The organism is Aerosakkonema funiforme FACHB-1375 (genome assembly GCF_014696265.1).
Taxonomy (GTDB): domain Bacteria; phylum Cyanobacteriota; class Cyanobacteriia; order Cyanobacteriales; family Aerosakkonemataceae; genus Aerosakkonema; species Aerosakkonema funiforme_A.
This window is the reverse complement of the sequence record NZ_JACJPW010000018.1, coordinates 1-18,902: the sequence shown is the minus strand read 5'-3', so window position 1 is coordinate 18,902 and position 18,902 is coordinate 1. Positions and strand designations below refer to the sequence as shown.

The 18,902-nt window shown below is 44.4% G+C and carries 14 protein-coding genes; 7 read left to right on the top strand and 7 right to left on the bottom strand.

Features of this window, described 5'->3' with window-relative positions; translation table 11 throughout:
* Nucleotides 1-46 precede the first annotated feature (46 nt).
* A complete protein-coding gene (locus H6G03_RS09110) occupies nucleotides 47-1,633 on the top strand; it encodes an MDR family MFS transporter (RefSeq protein ID WP_190464011.1) in 1,587 nt (528 codons plus the stop codon).
* A gap of 29 nt (nucleotides 1,634-1,662) precedes the next feature.
* On the opposite strand, the gene H6G03_RS09105 is transcribed toward H6G03_RS09110, so the two are convergent.
* A complete protein-coding gene (locus H6G03_RS09105; RefSeq protein ID WP_190464010.1) occupies nucleotides 1,663-1,998 on the bottom strand; it encodes a hypothetical protein in 336 nt (111 codons plus the stop codon).
* On the opposite strand from H6G03_RS09105, the gene H6G03_RS09100 reads away from it, so the two are divergent.
* The 3 genes from H6G03_RS09100 to H6G03_RS09090 all read left to right on the top strand — a co-directional run bounded on the left by H6G03_RS09100 (nucleotide 1,997) and on the right by H6G03_RS09090 (nucleotide 6,630).
* Entirely contained in the window at nucleotides 1,997-5,842 is a 3,846-nt protein-coding gene (locus tag H6G03_RS09100) for a hydantoinase B/oxoprolinase family protein (RefSeq protein WP_190464009.1), read from the top strand. The genes H6G03_RS09105 and H6G03_RS09100 overlap by 2 nt on opposite strands.
* A gap of 105 nt (nucleotides 5,843-5,947) precedes the next feature.
* A complete protein-coding gene (locus H6G03_RS09095; protein WP_190464008.1) occupies nucleotides 5,948-6,265 on the top strand; it encodes a hypothetical protein in 318 nt (105 codons plus the stop codon).
* Entirely contained in the window at nucleotides 6,262-6,630 is a 369-nt protein-coding gene (locus tag H6G03_RS09090; RefSeq protein WP_190464007.1) for an aspartyl protease, read from the top strand. The genes H6G03_RS09095 and H6G03_RS09090 overlap by 4 nt, the downstream gene beginning before the upstream one ends.
* 17 nt (nucleotides 6,631-6,647) lie before the next feature.
* Here the strand turns inward: H6G03_RS09090 and H6G03_RS09085 are convergent, their stop codons facing one another.
* The 5 genes from H6G03_RS09085 to crn3 form a co-directional block, all read right to left on the bottom strand.
* Nucleotides 6,648-7,049: an STAS/SEC14 domain-containing protein gene (locus H6G03_RS09085; protein ID WP_190464006.1), complete on the bottom strand. Its 402-nt coding sequence runs from the start codon at nucleotides 7,047-7,049 to the stop codon at nucleotides 6,648-6,650.
* Between the two features lie 258 nt (nucleotides 7,050-7,307).
* Entirely contained in the window at nucleotides 7,308-8,180 is an 873-nt protein-coding gene (locus tag H6G03_RS09080) for an SIMPL domain-containing protein (protein WP_190464005.1), read from the bottom strand.
* A 253-nt stretch (nucleotides 8,181-8,433) separates the two neighbouring features.
* Nucleotides 8,434-12,237, bottom strand: a complete 3,804-nt coding sequence (locus tag H6G03_RS09075; protein ID WP_190464004.1) for a PAS domain S-box protein — start codon at nucleotides 12,235-12,237, stop codon at nucleotides 8,434-8,436.
* A 354-nt stretch (nucleotides 12,238-12,591) separates the two neighbouring features.
* Nucleotides 12,592-13,524, bottom strand: a complete 933-nt coding sequence (locus H6G03_RS09070) for a CRISPR-associated protein Csx3 (RefSeq protein ID WP_190464003.1) — start codon at nucleotides 13,522-13,524, stop codon at nucleotides 12,592-12,594.
* A 115-nt stretch (nucleotides 13,525-13,639) separates the two neighbouring features.
* Nucleotides 13,640-14,017, bottom strand: a complete 378-nt coding sequence (crn3, locus tag H6G03_RS09065; protein WP_190464002.1) for a CRISPR-associated ring nuclease Crn3/Csx3 — start codon at nucleotides 14,015-14,017, stop codon at nucleotides 13,640-13,642.
* A 113-nt stretch (nucleotides 14,018-14,130) separates the two neighbouring features.
* Here crn3 and H6G03_RS09060 point away from each other — a divergent pair, with 113 nt between their 5' ends.
* The 3 genes from H6G03_RS09060 to cas10 all read left to right on the top strand — a co-directional run bounded on the left by H6G03_RS09060 (nucleotide 14,131) and on the right by cas10 (nucleotide 18,171).
* Complete coding sequence (locus tag H6G03_RS09060) at nucleotides 14,131-15,546, top strand: TIGR03985 family CRISPR-associated protein (RefSeq protein WP_190464001.1); 1,416 nt, start codon at nucleotides 14,131-14,133, stop codon at nucleotides 15,544-15,546.
* Complete coding sequence (locus H6G03_RS09055) at nucleotides 15,536-16,132, top strand: HD domain-containing protein (protein WP_190464000.1); 597 nt, start codon at nucleotides 15,536-15,538, stop codon at nucleotides 16,130-16,132. The genes H6G03_RS09060 and H6G03_RS09055 overlap by 11 nt, the downstream gene beginning before the upstream one ends.
* 521 nt (nucleotides 16,133-16,653) lie before the next feature.
* Nucleotides 16,654-18,171 carry a type III-B CRISPR-associated protein Cas10/Cmr2 gene (cas10, locus tag H6G03_RS09050; protein ID WP_242057063.1) on the top strand — a complete coding sequence of 506 codons (1,518 nt, stop codon included), beginning with the start codon at nucleotides 16,654-16,656 and terminating at the stop codon, nucleotides 18,169-18,171.
* Between the two features lie 259 nt (nucleotides 18,172-18,430).
* Here the strand turns inward: cas10 and H6G03_RS09045 are convergent.
* Nucleotides 18,431-18,902, bottom strand: a 472-nt coding sequence (locus H6G03_RS09045) for a transposase (protein WP_190463999.1), incomplete at its 5' end; no start/stop codon positions are given.

The window sequence follows — 18,902 nt, the reverse complement described above, 5'->3', positions numbered from 1 at the left end:
GGGTGGGCAATGCCCACCCTACGAAAGTGATATGTGAGGAGTTATTATGACTGATGCAGCTGCTAAAAAAACACCGCAAAAACCCCCAGACGATCGCATACCTTTAAAAACTTGGATTGGACTTTTCGGGACAATCTTGGGCGCATTTATGGCGGTGTTGGATATCCAAATCACCAACGCCTCCTTGCAACAAATTCAGGCAGCATTGGGTGCAACTTTAGAAGAAGGTTCTTGGATTGCTACCGCTTATCTCGTCGCGGAAATTGTGGTAATTCCGCTAACAGGCTGGCTATCGCGAGTATTTTCCCTGCGCTGGTATTTGTTAGTCAATGCCGGCTTATTTACTTTCTTTTCTATATGCTGCGCTTGGGCGTGGGATTTGAATTCTATGATTGTGTTTCGCGCCTTGCAGGGGTTGACGGGTGGCGTTTTAATTCCGATGTCGTTTACTTATATTCTCACAAATCTACCGCCTGCAAAACAAACGATCGGTTTAGCGATGTTTGCGATTACAGCAACTTTTGCACCCTCAATTGGCCCCACTTTGGGAGGATGGCTGACGGAAAATTACAGTTGGCAATACGTTTTTTACTTAAATTTGTTTCCCGGTTTGCTGTTGCTGGCTGCGGTTTGGTATGCTGTGGAACCTCAACCGATACAACTGCATCTGCTTAAAGATGGAGATTGGGGCGGAATTATTGCGATGGCGATCGGCTTGGGTTCGCTGCAAGTTGTTTTGGAAGAAGGTAGTCGTAAAGATTGGTTTTCTAGCGATTTGATTGTGCGTTTAACTGTAATAGCCGTTATTTTTCTAGCTATATTTTTCTGGATTGAATTTACCAGGAGAAAACCTTTTATCAATTTACGTTTGCTAGGACGGCGCAATTTTGGTTTAGCCAGTATTGTCAACGTATCGCTTGGGGTAGGTTTGTACGGTTCCATCTATATTTTACCTTTGTACTTAGCCCAAATTCAAAGATACAATGCGATGCAAATTGGTGAAGTAATTATGTGGGGTGGAATGCCGCAATTATTCATAGTGCCATTCGTGCCTAAGTTAATGCAAAAAATCGATACCCGCATCATGATTGCTGTGGGCATCAGTTTATTTGCTGTCAGCTGTTTTATGAACTCGAATATGACGCACGATACTGGTATCGATCAGTTACGTTGGTCGCAACTTGTTCGCGCTATGGGACAACCTTTAATTATGGTACCTCTTTCATCAATTGCTACTGCTGGAATTGAAGCGGAACAAGCTGGATCTGCTTCTGGTTTGTTTAATATGATGCGAAATATGGGCGGTTCGTTAGGAATTGCAATTTTGGCAACTTTGCTAACTCGGCGAGAGCAATTTCATTCCAATCGTTTAGGAGATGCTATTTCGTTGTACGATCCGCAAACGCAGCAGCGCATCGAAGAAATGACCCAGTTTTTTGTGAGTCGGGGGGCGGATTTAAGTACGGCGAGAGATCGAGCGATCGCAGCGATTAGCAATATCGTTCGCCGCGAAGCTTTCGTGATGGCTTTCAACGATTGTTTTTACATAGTTGGTTGCGCTTTATTGCTGAGTGGTATTGCCATTATCTTCTTCAAAAAGGTAAAGGCAACTGGTGGTGGTGCTGCACATTAATTGATTGGGTGGCATAAATTAAGCGATTTTTAGAAGCTGACTGTAATCCAAAGTAAGGGAATATATAAAAACAAAGAAATTATTACCAATGGAATACCTAGCTTTGAGGCTAATAAACTATTTTTACAGATGGTTTTGTTGATGATAAAAATCAGTAAACCGGAAACTAAAGGGTAGATTACCAAGCCGATATGATAAGCTGCATCGGAATTAGTATACATAGGAACTCCCACATCAGAATAATTTTTGCCTTTGAGAGCATTCGTTACAGTCAAGCCTAAACTAAATGAAAAGACGATCGCAGCGATAGTGGAAAGCACTATAATAATCTGCATCCGTAAATTAGGGTCATTATTTCTAGTCATGTATTCAAATAATGGTGGTTGGCAATTCTGGATCGATCGAGGTGGTACGTTTACCGATATAGTGGCGCGGCGTCCCGACGGACATCTCGTAATTCACAAGCTGCTGTCAGAAAATCCGGAACGCTATACCGATGCAGCAGTGCAGGGAATTCGCGATCTTTTGGGAATTACTGCTGATACACCCATTCCAGCTGATGAGATTGAAGTCGTCAAGATGGGAACGACGGTGGCGACGAATGCGTTGCTGGAAAGAAAAGGCGATCGCACTGTTCTTCTCATTAGCAAAGGTTTCCGAGATGCCCTCCGCATCGGCTATCAAAATCGTCCCGATATCTTCGCCCGTCACATTATACTACCAGAAATGCTGTACGATCGCGTCATCGAAGTAGAAGAACGCTACAGCGCCGATGGCAAAGAATTACTTCCCGTACAAACTGGCTATATTCGACCTTTACAACAAGCTTATTATGAAGGAATTCGCAGCTGTGCAATTGTTTTCATACACGGTTATCGCTATCCCAAACACGAAAAACAAGTTGCAGATATCGCACATAGAATAGGTTTTACTCAAGTATCCGTATCCCACCAAGTCAGCCCTTTGATGAAGCTTGTCAGTCGCGGCGATACAACTGTTGTGGATGCTTATCTTTCCCCCATTTTACGGCGATATGTAGAGCGGGTTAGCAGTAATTTGGGTAATACCAAATTGATGTTTATGCAATCGAATGGGGGACTTACCGACGCACAATTATTTCAAGGCAAAGATAGCATTTTATCAGGCCCTGCTGGGGGAATTGTTGGTGCTGTGCAAACAAGTTTGATGGCAGGTTTCGATAAAATTATCACCTTCGATATGGGTGGTACTTCCACCGATGTTGCACATTACAACCATAAAGTCGATGAATCTTGTGGGGTAGGCGTCCCGCCTGCCCCTAAATTGCTAAGGACGGGCGAGACGCCCATCCCACAAGGCCAGACGCCCATCCCACAAGATATTCCACAAGAACAGTTTGCGCCACAATACGAACGCACATTTGAGACAGAAGTTGCGGGTGTGCGATTGCGGACGCCGATGATGGCAATTCACACTGTTGCAGCTGGTGGAGGTTCGATTCTATACTTTGATGGTGCGCGTTATCGCGTAGGGCCGGAGTCGGCGGGCGCAAATCCCGGCCCTGCTTGTTATCGCAAGGGTGGGCTGCTGACGGTGACGGATTGCAATGTGATGGTGGGCAAGTTGCAGCCGGAGTTTTTCCCGAAGGTGTTTGGGAAAGATGGCGATTTGCCGTTGGATGCAGAGGTGGTGCGGCAGAAGTTTGCACAACTGGCGGCGGAGATTGGAGGGGAGTCCAAACCGGAGGAGGTGGCGGCGGGATTTTTGGCGATCGCAGTCGATAAAATGGCAAACGCGATTAAAAAAATCTCTCTGCAACGCGGTTACGATGTGTCGGAATATACGCTTTGTTGTTTCGGCGGTGCGGGGGGACAACACGCTTGCTTAATTGCCGATGCGTTGGGGATGAAACAGGTGTTCCTCCATCCCTACGCGGGTGTTTTATCCGCTTATGGTATGGGTTTGGCGGATGTGCGCGTGATTCGGGAAAAGGCAGTGGAAGCAAAGTTGAGTGAGGAATTGTTGCCGTTGTTGCAACAGGTTTTGGAGGAGTTAGTCACAGAAGGGAAGGAGGAATTGAACCGCACAGGCAAGATGCCTGTGCCACAAGATACACAGGTTTTTTGCAAGCTGCATTTGCGATATGAGGGAACTGATTCGTCGCTGATTGTCGATTTTGGTGATGTTGTGGGGATGAGGCAGCTTTTTGAGGAGGCGCATCGCCAACGTTACGGTTTTATTATGTCAGAAAAGCTGCTGATTGTGGAGGCTGTTTCGGTTGAGGTGGTAGGTAAAACTGATGTGCCGGCAGAATCTTTAATTGCAAGCAAAACAACTGAATCTGCCTCATCTATAGCGACTGTAAAAATGTACGCGGCGGATGCTTGGCAGGAAACACCTGTTTACAAACGGGAGGATTTGCAACCGGGAGATGGCATTTTTGGCCCTGCAATTATTGTAGAAGCAACTGGTACAAATATCATAGAACCGGGTTGGCAAGCGAAACTCACAAACAGAAATCATTTGATTTTGCAAAAGAGCGATCGATCGCCGCTTTCCCATCCCAAATCCCAAATCCCAAATCTAAAATCTCCCGACCCGGTGATGTTGGAGATTTTCAATAATTTGTTTCGTGCGATCGCCGAACAAATGGGTATCACTTTGCAAAACACTGCGGCTTCCGTGAACATTAAAGAACGCCTCGATTTTTCCTGTGCAATTTTTGATGGCAACGGACAATTAGTTGCCAATGCGCCGCATATTCCAGTCCATCTCGGTTCCATGAGTGAAAGCGTCAAAAGTTTAATTGATAATCATGGCGATAATATCAAACCCGGCGATGTTTATGTTTTGAACAATCCCTACAACGGCGGCACTCATTTACCCGATATTACCGTTATTACTCCTGTATTTAACCAAGCAAACTCCTCTTGTGGGACAGGCATCTTGCCTGTCACTCTGGAAGGCGGGCAGGATGCCCACCCCACAAGAGAGGGTAAGGAGGGCGGGCAGGATGCCCACCCCACAAGAGAGGGTGAGCAAATTCTGTTCTACGTCGCCTCGCGAGGACACCATGCCGACATCGGCGGTATCACCCCAGGTTCCATGCCACCCCACAGCACAAATGTAGAACAAGAAGGCATATTAATAGATAATTTCCAATTAGTAGAAGCAGGAAAATTTCGGGAAAAGGAACTGCTAGAACTTCTCACATCTGGCAGCTATCCTGCCCGCAACACTGCCCAAAATATAGCAGATTTGCAAGCTCAAATTGCTGCTAACAAACAAGGTATGGAAGAACTCCACAAAATGGTGGAACATTACAATTTAGAAACGGTACAAGCTTACATGGGTTTTGTGCAGGATAATGCGGAAGAGTCGGTGCGTCGCGTTATCGATGTGTTGAAAGATGGCAGTTTCACCTGTCCTTTGGATAATGGGAGTCAGATTCAGGTGAGGATTGCGATCGACAAATCAACTCGCAGCGCCAAAATTGATTTTACCGGAACTTCCCCGCAACTGGATAGCAACTTCAACGCACCAGCAGCAGTGTGCAAAGCCGCAGTTTTGTACGTCTTCCGCACTTTAGTAAATGATGACATTCCCCTCAATGCAGGTTGCCTCAAACCTTTAGAAATTATCATTCCCGAAGGTTGTATGTTGAATCCGCACTATCCAGCTGCTGTAGTTGCGGGAAATGTGGAAACTTCCCAGGCAATTACCGATGCTTTGTACGGTGCTTTGGGAGTAATGGCAGCTTCTCAAGGAACGATGAATAACTTCACTTTTGGGAATGAAACATATCAATATTATGAAACGATTTGCGGTGGTGCTGGTGCTGGTGCTGATTTCGATGGCACCGATGCCGTTCACACGCATATGACGAATTCTCGCCTCACCGATCCAGAAGTTTTGGAATGGCGATTTCCGGTAGTTTTGGAGGCTTTTTCTATTCGGCAAAATAGCGGGGGTAATGGGCTTCATCGTGGCGGAAATGGGGTTATTCGACGTATTCGTTTCCGGGAAAAAATGACTGCTGGGATATTATCTGGGCGTCGGGTTGTTGCGCCTTTTGGGTTGCACGGTGGCGAAGCGGGTGCTGTCGGTAAAAATTACGTACAGCGAAAAGATGGAACTGTGGAAGAGTTGGGTAGTACCGCTGTGGTGGAGATGAATGTGGGGGATGTGTTTATAATTGAAACACCCGGAGGTGGTGGGTATGGTGTGTGAGAAAATTCTTAATCGCACAGTCGTAAAAAAAGGTGCGATCGCACCTTCACCTCCACATCTAAATCTAGGATATAATTATTGAAACTTAAATAAGCAACCCAAACCATGACTCAAACAACACCAAAACGCCCTCGTCGTCGAGGCAGGCTATTCCCAGAATACACAATACCCCCAGAAGAATTAGCCAGACGCCAAGCCGAAAAAGATGCGCGTTCTCAGCGTTATCGGGATGTTTTTGCACGAGTCAGCCCTGAATTGATAGAAAATCATTACGATTGGTTCATTGTTATTGAGCCAAACAGCGGTGATTATTTTATCGATCCCGATGAAGAAGTAGCTGTTCAAAAAGCTCGTCAAAAGTACCCTAGCGGTATGGTTGGCATTATGCGTCTTAATGAAACAGGAACTTGTGGAATGATATGATTTCAGGCAGGTTCGGTGATATCGGCGAGCTAATTTTTGAAATTGATTTAATCGCTGCTGATGGAGAAAGGTTCACTATTGATGCGCTACTAGATACAGGATTTACAACAGGCTGGCTGGCACTTGATAACCAAGATGTCCTAAGTCTGGGGTGGGCTATGATTGAAAGTGAACGAGCCATGCAAACGGCACGAGGCGAGGCATTTTTTGACATATATGAAGGAAGAGTTGTACTCGATGGACAAGAGTACATAATTCCGGTTTTGGCTGGGGACGGAATTCCCGAATCTCTACTGGGTTTGCAGTGGTTGAAAATGCTGCCGTTGACGGTGAATTATGGAGCAGGAGTGCTGACGCTGGGGTAAAAAGGAAAATGCGATTTTCAGACATAAGTTAGCGTCCGAATACCCAAATTTTCCATCACCGCAGTTAGCGAAGTGCCTCGAAGACGCGCCAACTCAGCTAAATATTCTATGCGTTCCGCTTGCAGTTTTTCTATCTGTTCGGTTAAATCTAATAACTCTTTATACTCGTCTGGCGTCAGAGTTTCTGCCTCTCTTTTGGCAATGAATTCATCATAGCGCTTTTGAGTATCTGAGGTAATACCTTGATTAATTTTTAACAACAGTTCTGCTTCAGTTTGGGGCAACTTATTGGCTTTGCGTTGCGCCTGTAGTGCGATAACTTGAGATACAAATATCTCTAAGTCCGGCTGGCTTAACTGCTCGACGGCTTTTAGTAAATCTTCTGAAGAAAGTTGTATTTCTACTTTAACTGTTGACATTTTCGGTGTCTCACCAGCTAACCTATCGATATTATAGCAAAAGTCAAAAGTCAAAAGTCAAAATTGAAATGCTTGCTGTGAATTGGTTCTGGCGTTTTAGGATGCCCTAACTGCCCTGGCGGTTGCTATATATCAGCCAAGGCATGATTTTGAGCTTTTGAAAGGCAAAAAATATGCGATCGCGCTCAATTTATCTTATAAATAAACACAGATCCTTTGCGTGAATATTTTTTGGTTGCTCGTAGCATTGCGAAAGGTTTACTCGATCGGATAAGTGACAAAAATATCTCTCCTCAACTGTACTTCGATCGGATCGTTCGGATCGTAACGCGATCCGCTGCTACCAAATGGCAGAAAAGAAGGAAGTTCTGTTGCTTCGCTGCACAAGGGAACGAACAAATCGTAAAAAAATGACTCTGCCACAGAAGGTACTTTTCCCAGTCGAACGTTCATTGCTTGCGCGATCGCTTCAGCTCTATTCCTGGCATCTTTCACTGCTGCTTGGTAAGCCGATCGCACTAAAGGCTGACAGTCTTTCATCGCGTAACGCACATTCACGCTTTTGACAACAATTTTGCCATTCTGGCGAGCGGCTTCGTTAACTACTGTCACAATTTGTTGCAAGCGATCGCGAGTCGGTTTGTCCAGCTTCACCACTACTTTCGCACTGCCTTCGCTACCTGGCAATGGAAAAGGAAATGAACTGGAACTGCTGGGAGTGACAATTACTTCAATGGCGTTAGCGGGAACGCCACTGGCAACTAAAGCATCAACTATCGGTTTGAAGCTTTCTTTTGTGAGTGGTGCTACTGTTGGTTGAAATTGAGATTGAAAAGGAGAATTTTGCTTCGATCGTTGCGTGACCGATTGTGTTTGCGATGGAGAAGATGGTGACTCAGAGGGGATATTGTTACTGAAAAGAAATTCCATCCGCGCCGTGTCCGCTGGCAAACTCACCTGTCCTTGACCCAAAACCATGATGGCGTGTCGATCGCTTACAGGGGGAAAAAACATCTGTGCGACGCGGGTATCGCTTTTTACAGTGTTAGCCTTTGCTATTTTGGGTATTGTTGCCTCAAGTCCGATCGCGATCGCAGCGCAAACCAACGTGCAGATGCCGATTTTTCTCATGCCTTGGAAATCTCCTTTGCAGTTATGACACTAGCAACTACTTAGTTCGCCCTCAATTTCACGATACCGTAGACTTCAAACAAAGTAAAGCTTTGTGACCAAAAAAAAGGGGTTTCAAGCCTCCCCCTTCAAGGGGAATCATCAAAAAATTTTTCCGAATTTCAAGCTCCGTCCGATCGTTGTCCAGCAAATCCAAAATCCAAAATCCAAAATCGTCTGGCAAAAGCGATCGCACACTCCCCACCTCCAGTTATTACAGCGGTATTTCGATTGCAAACTCCGTCCCTTTTCCAGGAGAAGAAACACAACGCAACTCTCCAGAATGACGCTCTACCACAATTTGATAGCTGATCGAAAGTCCCAGTCCAGTTCCTTTGCCCACAGCTTTAGTTGTAAAGAACGGGTCAAATAATCGTTTTTTTACTGACTCTGGAATTCCCGCACCATTGTCCGATATCTTGATGATTACTCGCGATGAATTTTTTAGCTCTGTGGCGATCGTAATTTTACCGGGATTGGCTTTGATCGATTCCTTACTTCTGCCTTGATAGGTTTCTTCAATTGCATCAATGGCATTAGTCAGCAAATTCATAAACACTTGGTTCAATTGTCCGGCATAGCACTCGGCTAACGGCAAATTGCCATAATTTTTAATCACTTGAATAGCTGGATGTCCCGACTTTTCAGAGAGACGATGTTCCAGCAATCTGAGGGTGCTGTCTAAGCCTTCGTGAAGATCGATCGCTTTCTTCTCAGCTTCGTCAAGTCGGGAAAATGTTCGCAGCGATCGCACAATTTCCTGAATGCGCGTTGCTCCTATTTTCATAGAACCGAGCAGTTTCGGCAAATCTAATTTTAAGAAATCTAAATCGATATCTTCTTCAAATTCTGTAATAGCATTGGCTGGCTGGGGGTAATGTTGAGCATAAAGTTCGACTAGGGATAGCAAATCGGAAATATATCTAGAGGCGTGATCGATATTCCCATAGATAAAGCTAACGGGATTGTTAATTTCATGGGCAATCCCCGCTACCATTTGTCCCAAAGAAGACATTTTTTCGCTTTGAATTAGTTGCAGTTGGGCGCTTTTCAATTCAAACAAAGCTGCTTCTAAAAGCCTCGCTTTTTCTTGCGCTACCAAGGCTGTTTGTGTAGCTTGGTTGTAGAGTTCGGCTTGCGAAATAGCGATCGCTAACTGATTGCACACAGCTTGCAAAAATTCGACTTCCGCATCAGTCCAGGGACGCACACCCGTAGAATGATAACATCCGATCGTACCAATTTCGCCGCTATTGGTCATAATCGGTATAGCGATTACAGAAGTATAACCAGAAGACATACAAGCTTGCTGCAATTCTGGATCTCCACAAGTTGCCACTTCGTTCACTCGTATGATTTTCCCTTCGATCAGTCTTTGTGTAATCGAACCATATGCTTGTGTGGGGTAAATGCCTATAAGGCTGGCAATGTGCGGTTTTTTAGCTTCATGCACTACCTCCCATACCTCCCCGTCTTCTTCCCTGCTGGTGGGGAGGGTAGAACAGCAAGGATGATACCAAGAAAACGCACACGAATCCACATTAAATAAATTTTGAAGCGAACTAACAACTGTTGCCAAAATTTTGTCTAAATCAAAAGAAGTGCGAATTTGAGTCACCAACTGATTGAGCAGTTTTTCCCTAGCCACTTTTTCTTTCAAGGCAGCTTCGGCGCGTTTGAGAGCGGTAATTTCTACAGCAACTATCCCCAAACCTACTGGGCGACGATCCTCTCCCGGAAGTGGAAAAAAAGAAGCGATCCAATGCCTGAAAATACCCGCTTCTTTGGGAGTTTTGCCGGATACTTCCATGTTGAGCATCGGTTCCCCTGTCGCTAATATCCGCTGGCACATAGGCTCTAACGTAGAAGCTAACTCTGGAAATATTTCGCGTCCAGTTTTGCCAAAATGTTCTTCGATCGCTACTCCATTAATTTCAGCTGCTGCTTCGTTAATTTGCACGTACCGCAACCGATCGTCTAAAATCACCAAACCAGCAGGCGCTGCTTTAAAAAAAGCATCAAACCGCGCTTGTCTCAAAGCTAATTCCCGTTCTAGAACCTTACGTTGGGTGATATTTTCTATCATCGCCAGTCCGTAGCGAATAGTGCCATTACCGTGGCGTAGTATTGTCGCTTTTAGATTCACCCAAATGATTTCATAATTTTTGGTTTGAAAGCGTTTTTCAATTTGATAGCTGTTAATTTTTCCTGACATTAACTGATTAATCAAGCACCTTTCCATGTCCATATCTTCTGGGTGGGTAACATCAGCAGGCGTCATTGTCAGCAGTTCTGCTTCTGTGTAGCCCAACATCTCGCAAATGGCTCGATTTACTTTAACTATGGAATGGTTATCCATATTAGCTAACGCCATCCCCATCGGTGCTTCTGTAAAAATTTGACGCCAGCGTTCTTCATTTTCAGCTAAAGCTTCTAGAGCAAGTTTACGCTCGGTAATATCTTCTGCGATCGCCAGCAAATATTGAGGTTTGCCGTCATTGTCAGTAATTACCGTTTTCCGCGTATGAAAGAACCGCGTTTCTCCCGTTTTTATTTGAATTGGCTCTTCCGGAATGTCGATGAATTTTCCTGCATTCAGCGCTTCCTTATCTTTACTTGTGAAAAAATCAGCTTGCTCTTTGGGGAAAAAGTCATAATCATTTTTGCCCAGCACTTCTTCTGGAGTGTAACCCAAAATGTTTGTCGTCGCCGGATTCCACAGGACAAATCGCAATTCGGTTGCCTCTTTAGCCACAACCGAAACAGGCAAATTTTCTAGCACCGAGGCAAGAAACTTTTGCGCTTGGGTTAGTTCTGCTTCTACTCGTTTGCGTTCGCTAATATCGGTGAGCGTTCCCACATAGCCGATTATAGTTCCGTCAGCTTCCAATTCAGCGATCGCCTGGGTTAGCACCCAAACAATGCTGCCATCGGGACGCACGATGCGATGTTCGCATTGAAAGGAGGAATGCTGTTTAATTGTGTTTAACCATTTTGTTAATACTTCTTCTAGATCTTCAGGATGGATAGTTTGTATCCAACCATCCCCTAATAGCATTTCGCATCTCAGTCCCACCATCTCGATCGAACGCTCGTTTGCATATATTGTTTTTCCCGCAGCATCGGTGCGAAAAATACCCACGGGTGCCAATCTTGCTAAAGTTTCATATTGTTGTTCGCTCTTTCGTAAAGCAGTTGCGACAGAAATGCGATCGCTGATATCGCGCATGAAGGCACAATTATACTCGCAGCCTTCAAATTCCAAATAATTAACGCTAATTTGTACCGGAATAAATCTGCCGTCTTTGGCTTGAATGTTACTGTCGAATTGCAAAAAGCGTTGCTGCTTCAAATTTTCCCATTCCTGTTTCCAGATCTCCGGAGTAAACTTGGGGTCTAGATGAAAAACCTTCATGGTAAAAAGTTCTTCTCGGTCGTAGCCTGATAAGCGACAAGCTGCCAAGTTGACATAGCAAAACTCGGCATCAGATTTTACCCAAAAGATAGCATCAGCAGCGTGTTCGAGCGCAAATTGGCAGATTTTTAGTTGCTCAGATGTGGATGTTTCTTTTTGCTGTAATTGCTGTGCGGGATTTTTGTTTTGAGTAATATCTGCGATCGTCAAAAGCAAAAACACTGGCTCGCCCGATTCTTCTCGGACAAGCGACAGCGTTAGCTGCCCCCAAGCAACTGTTCCATCCCGATGCGGAAAGCAAATTTCCCGTTCATAATTGGCTATTTCGCCCTGGATTAACTGTTGGCTCAATACAGAAGCTATTTGAGGATTTTCGGGATGAGTAATTTCTGAAAATGTTCTATTTATCAGCTGGGAAATCTCGCTCCCAACAAGTTCGCCAAACTTACGATTGACCCGCACAAATTTACCTTGCAAGTCACAGTACGCCAAACCAATAATAGTTTGCTCAAAGGTAGCTTCCAGTAACGCTTGGCTTTTCTTCAGGGCTGATTCTAGGGAAGTATATGCAGTTTGCAAAGCAACCAGTTCGGTCGTCATCATAATAAATAAAAGCCCCAAGTCAAGAACGTATAAAATTTTGCCTCGCCGCCAGCACGGGACTATTCCCAGTCAGGTAGGAACGCTCTGCGCTAGCGGCTTTAATAACTTCAGTTCAATATAACCTATACGCCAACTCGCTTCCCTGCAATTATTAGTAACAAAAGTTACCATTTTACTGTAAGTGATATCCAGAGAGAGATTGAACCAACGATTTTAAGTGGGGTAATTCAGTAGTTAGTTTGTGTTGAGGTATTATTTATTATATATAATGTACGGAATAAAAGCGATCGCGCGGCGATCGCTCTCATAAGAACGATCGCCGCGCGTTATACAAAATCCGGGTCTGCTAGCGCTCTAGGCGTGCAAAACCGTAAGCACATTTTCCAGCAAGATATCGGGGACAGACTGGATTTCACCTTCCCGCCAGCGTCCGTCAATTATTTCCAAAAAAGGTTGTTTTTGCAGAACTTCTTCTCGTTTTTGTCGGACGCTGCGAATCACCGCTAACGGCTGCAAATTTGGATGGCAAAGCTCGTGCCATTTGGGAATCGCATCTGATTCTTTGCTAATAATAATATAGTGCGTACATTGTTCGACCAGAGGCGCTTTCTCTGTCTGCGGTTTCCCACCCACATCAACCAAAACCAAATCGACAACTTCCCGCAAATTCTGTACCGCCGAGCTATGGTATTTAAAGAAATTAGGTATTAACTTCGCCGTTTCCGGATGTTCGTGCAATCGAAACTCATTTTCTACAATCAGCTTTTTAACTAAATCCCTATTCGCTCCTTCGTAAGCCCAATTTCCCTCACCATCCCAAGAAGCGCGATGTACAAATACTCGTCCAACCGCTCCGGTTTTCATCAAATTAAAACGCAAAGCATTCGACAAAACGCTTTTGCCGCTGTCAGGCGAACCACCTATTAAAATTGCCGGACAAGGAGTGCGGTTGAGCAATACAGGTATCGCATCGCCTATACTTATTGTTGATATCCGAGTTTGAATTACAACAATTAATTTTTCTTTAGCGGCATGGCATCCTATCCAAGGCGCTTGCCAACAGCGTTCTACTAAATTGGCATACAACCAAGTAGGAGCTTGACCGTCTAAAATAACTTCTCTGCTCAAGTCCAGTTCGTCAGGAAGTTTTATCTGTGCGAGTACATCAGTTTTTATCAATTCCCGAAACATTACTAAGTTAATTGCCAGAGTTTGATAAATTCCCATTTCGGTTTTTAGTTCGGTGACTTGCAGTTCAACTTGTTTTTGTAAAGTTATCGTATTCATTTTTATTCCTTTTGTTTTGTTGCGTTTTTTGGAAACAGTAGGGTGCGTTAGGCACGGCAATTTAATTTTTGGTTGCCATACTCAATTTCTCGTCCGTGCGTAACACACCCTACTGCTACGTACCTGTTGTTTTGCGAAATATGGCTGCGGGTAAATTGACTTTGAGAACTTCTCCGAGTGCAACTTCGCGAGTGTGGGTAGCGATGACTACCGCACCTCCTGACTGAGGTGTTGGTTCTCCTAAGCGGGGGTCGAAGCAAGCTACCCAAGCGGCGGGGTGACAAGCGTGAACTAAATAGGCGTACAACCAAATTGGCGCTTTTCCTTCAATGACAACGCCTTGACTCCATACCATTTCCTCCGGTAGGAATAAATTTTTCAGGTCGGCTGGTACAATCAGTCCATCCTGTGTGTTGATTTGGATGTGCAGGTGTTGGTAGGTCAGACCTGACTGAGTTTGCTCCCGAAACAGTTGTAATTGAATGGCTGACATTAAATAATAGGTTGAATGAGTTATTGCTACTCTATCAAACGGGTGGAAGCACCAGCTTCCAAGATGAGGCATACTTAGAAAGGAAGGCGAATCGCTGAAATCGGGAGAGTAGCTTGGAAACGGTCAACCCCTTTTGGAATGAACCTCCTCGCGTGGAACTGCTGCAATGGCTGGCGCGGGGAGATTTAAAACAAAGATTGCTACAGGCGGTGCGGTTGTGGGTGTGGCTGCACTTTCTGTATGGGGAAGCCGGCATTAAGTTAAATTTGCCGGAAAATTTTACTTATCCTGAATGGCGAGATGCTTTTTTTACTACCACTCATACTAAAGAAGAAGAAATTCCGCCACTGCACGACCCTAAATGCCGTTGTGCGAAAACTGTTGCTGCTTGGTTATTTGGCTCTGATTTCAACTTAACTCAGTCAAAGTGGAAAGGGGAATTAGGGAAGCCGGAAGTACGGGAAAAAGAGCGATCGTTTGAACAATCTTTGCGGGAACATCACTTGTTACCGGATAACCTTAAAGAATTGTTGCACGATACTCGTTTGTTTGGCTTGACAAGGCGATCGCTTTATGGCGATTTGCAAGTTTTGATAGAAATCGGGTGGCTGAAACGCCAAGGAAATCGCTATTATCGGGTGAGCAAATATCCACCGACGCCGAGTTCGATCCAAAAAACAGATTCTCGTCTGGTAGCTTACAATTTAGATTTTCTCACGCAACCGGATTTGGCGGCGATCGCAGATAATCTTTCGGTGCGATTGAATGGTCAGCAGCGCTTTTTTATCCATCTGGAATATGTGATTCCGCCAGACTCGATCGATCGCGTGGAGGAATGGCAAGCACAACTGCGGGAACTTTGGCAAAAAGAGGTTATACCGCCGATTTTGTTAACTTATGAAAGTGCGGTATGGCAAACAACTTTGTCGGTGGTAGTTTATCCGATTTGCATTTATTATTATCAGAGAGGGCCGTATTTGTGTGGGTTTGGCGAAATTCCGCAAGACGAATCGGGAAAATTAGATTTTCGCAATTATCGGCTCGATCGCATTCAAAATTCGCTCCCTTTGAGTTGGGAAGATTCACAAGTTCCAGTGGCGCTGAAACGGCGATATCAAAGGAATACTCTGCCTACTCCCGATGATATCCAATTAGCGATCGCAGAAGTTTGGGGTTTTGATTACTATCAACCCGCACAACTGCTACTATTGAGGTTCGATCGCGAATGGGATAATCGCTACATCCGCAATACTATGCGCCATGCTACCTTTGCGCGAGTGGCATATCAGGAAGTAGAACGATTAATTCGGCAGAACTTAAAGGGAGAACAACAACAAAAGATCTTAAATATTTGGCGCAAGCGTTCTCCCCAAGATGCTTATTACCAAGCGCAATATCGCCAAGGCGATCCTAACGTAATGCAGCGCTTGCGTGCGTGGCGACCGAATGTAGAAATTCTCCTCCCTGTGGAATTACGAGAACAGGCGACGAGAGAAGTCGAACAAGAATGGAAAAATTATGAAGAATGAACAGTGTTTGACAATTTTAACTTCGCGTTTTCAGGAAGCGTTGGTATATGCGGCGCAACTTCATAACGACCAACAACGGAAGATCGCGGGTACTCCTTATATTGCCCATTTGTTGAGCGTGGCGGCATTGGTGTTGGAAGATGGGGGAGATGAAGATGAGGCAATTTCCGCTTTATTGCACGATGCGCTGGAAGACCGAGGGGGAGAAGTAACGAGAACGGAAATTTTGCAGCGATTTGGCGATCGCGTTTTCCATATTATAGAAGGTTGCACCGAGCCAGAACCGAGTTTATATCCAACTTGGAAAGAACACAAACAGCAATATCTCCAACAGTTACGGGATGCTTGTCCGCCAGTGCAGCGCGTGATGCTGGCGGATAAGTTGCACAATGCGCGGACTATTTTAGTTAATTTTAGGCGATCGGGCGAGGAAATTTGGCATTATTTCCGAGGCGGTAAGGAAGGGGTGTTATGGCTTTATCAAGAACAATTGCAGATTTACCGCCAGTTGAGTAGCAGTTGGATGGTGGCGGAATTGGAACGGGTGGTGAGAGAATTGCAGCAAGGAGCGATCGCAAGTTCGTAATCTTTCCGTCCCCATTTGGGGAATAAGCCGACACACCAGAACAAAGCTTTCATAAGCTACTGTCCTTTTTTCAGCAAGTGGTAGTAGCCGATCGTTGGTTTACTTAGCAATAAGCACTGTGTAACAGTTTTGAGGTTTTCGTCCCCTTGCGGGGAAGTATTGAAAACTGACTCAAGATTCAGCAATCATCGAGAGAGCGAGTTTCAATCCCCTTGCGGGGAATTTTTGGATTTTTGTTGTAACCCCGCCTGGGGTTCAAACCCCAGGCTGATAGCTCAAGTCTACTAAAGTAGACTGGTATTCTTTAACCAGTCGTCTAAAGACGACTTTTGCTATTAGCCAGCGATTTGAATCGCTGGCGGGCTTTATAAGCAGGTGCAAAATCCGAACTTGGCAACCAGTCTAGTCGGTTAATTGGAACGGGGGTCTTCCATAGGTGTGTCAAAATAGAGCAAAGAGTTTGGGTAGCATTACCTAAATTTACGAAAAAGTCCTTTACGGTGAAAACCTTGCACAATGGTATGATGACAATATCAACGAAGCTTTCGATAGGAATCGCCTGGTGTCTCGCTTGGGGCGAGCGACCCAAACCTCAGTTCGATCTCTCTGAGTTGCAGACAATTAGACAGGCTCTCAAAGAAGGAAAAAGTATTCCAGCTGCAATTCAACCATTTCTAGAACAAGCGCAAAAAATCGATAACCTGAAGTTTCCAGACACCGCCGAAAAACTACGTCAAACCTTTGAAGGCTTGCAACAGGAAAATCCTCAAGCGTGGAATACTCGTATTGGCTTAGTTTACGGGGGTGCTACCAAAATAAAAGGTTACGTTTTTGAAGCCGCTAAGCTGCAAGATATCCGGGGTGCTTCCGCACTACTCGATCGAATCAATCTTATCGACTTACCTGCTTTTTTCGGAAAACTGCCAGAGTCTCGCCGTTACACAGCACACTGCGAACAAGTGAAAGAGTGGTTAGATAACTGCTTTCCCGCTGATGCAGATAATCTCAAGCTTTCAGATGCTCTTATCCCACAACTGATAATCTATTCAACGGGTGGCAATATTCTGGCATTTTGTCCTGCTGCTTACGTCCACCATTTAGCGAATGCTATTGAACGGCGTTATACCGAACAAACTCTCACAGCTAACTCTTGTGCAGTGGGAGATACCTTTAAATTACTAGAACTGCGCTTTGGTTTGCTGCGCGATCCAATTGAAGAAATTCCCTGGTTAGAATGGTACAAACAAAAGTGCCACGAACCTTTAGTAGAAGCTTATTTCGGTCGCCCAGAATCGGAAGAAGATAAGGCAGAATTATTTGAAAATCGTAAAAGTTTTAATGAATTAGCAGGTAAATTAGCGGCACAATTTAACCACCGACGCAGCGGTAACGATTTACCCGGTTCGGAACGTCCCAGTCGTCGCCACCCACCAATGTTTGAAACTCATCCTTACTTGAAAAGGGATGAAGGCGATTGCCGTTCTGCTATTTTTCATGCTACTGAACTTCCCAACGAACCTTGGTTTTCGGAAGCATTAGCGCGTAAGCGAATAATAGGTCAAATCTCGAAAAAAGAACAAGAACGAGAATGGTACGAACGCACAAAACTTGAATGGCAAACCGGAGAAGTAGAAAGTTGGGTCAAAAAGTTTGAGCGGTTTTTACTCAGGCGAAAATATTACGCAGGTTTTAGCGATAGCGGAATTCAACAAGCGCGATCGCTAACAGAGATCGGCAATGCTAGCAATGGATTTGTTGCATACATTTATGCTGATGGAAACAATATGGGTGGCTACATCCAAAAGATTAAAACTCCAGCGGATTACGCTCAGTTTAGCGAAGATATTTTCGAGGCAACCGAAAGTTCAGTTTATGAAGCTCTCCAACACTTAAAACCTCATAAATTAAATGGTTTAAGTGGAAAAGAACATCAACACAGAAATGGTGCTGTCATTCATCCCTTTGAAATTATCACCATTGGCGGTGACGATGTATTGCTGATTGTAAGTAGTCGGACAAAAGTAATCGACACTGTATGAACTTTTGTTAAGGCACTTGCAGGAGTGCCTTCGCACAGCGTGCCGTAGGCATATCGTGCATCGGCACAATTAGTACAAATGAAGTATATAAATGACGGCTTAGCTGGAATTCTTGGTAAGCTTTTGAACTTGCAAGACTCGATAGGGTGTTAATTTTTGGGATTTTTGCGAACAGTACTCGCCCCCTCAAGACAAGAAATTATCACCAGTAAATAAACGAGAACTGGTGTTAAAAATAATTACAAAAACAACCGCCCTGCTAAATTATTTCTCTAGTAAAATGATACCTTTTGACTGCTAACCCATTTCTGGCTTGTCGAGATTCTATGGCTGATATCACTGCCATAGATAACTCATATTCATCTTCAAACATTTGACCAGCTAATTCATCTTCCTTAATCCTTTGCCATTCGATTTCAATGTGATTCAATTCTGGCGAATAACTAGGTAATAAAAATATATATAACCCCTGGTGACGCCATCGTTCATAGTTAGCTTTAGTTAATTTACTAATATGGGGAGAACCTCCATCTTGAACTACCACAGTTATTTTTCCTGTTTCCTTTAACCTCTGTTCAGCTTGCGATGCTTGCCAATCTATCAATTTTATATAACTCTCGCTTCTAAAACTTTTTAAAGATAGCCCATATTCAAAGCTTTGGCCTAGTTCTAACAAACCACATATATTTAATCGTTTTCCCTTCTTTTTAGTCTGCTCAATCCTTTTCTGC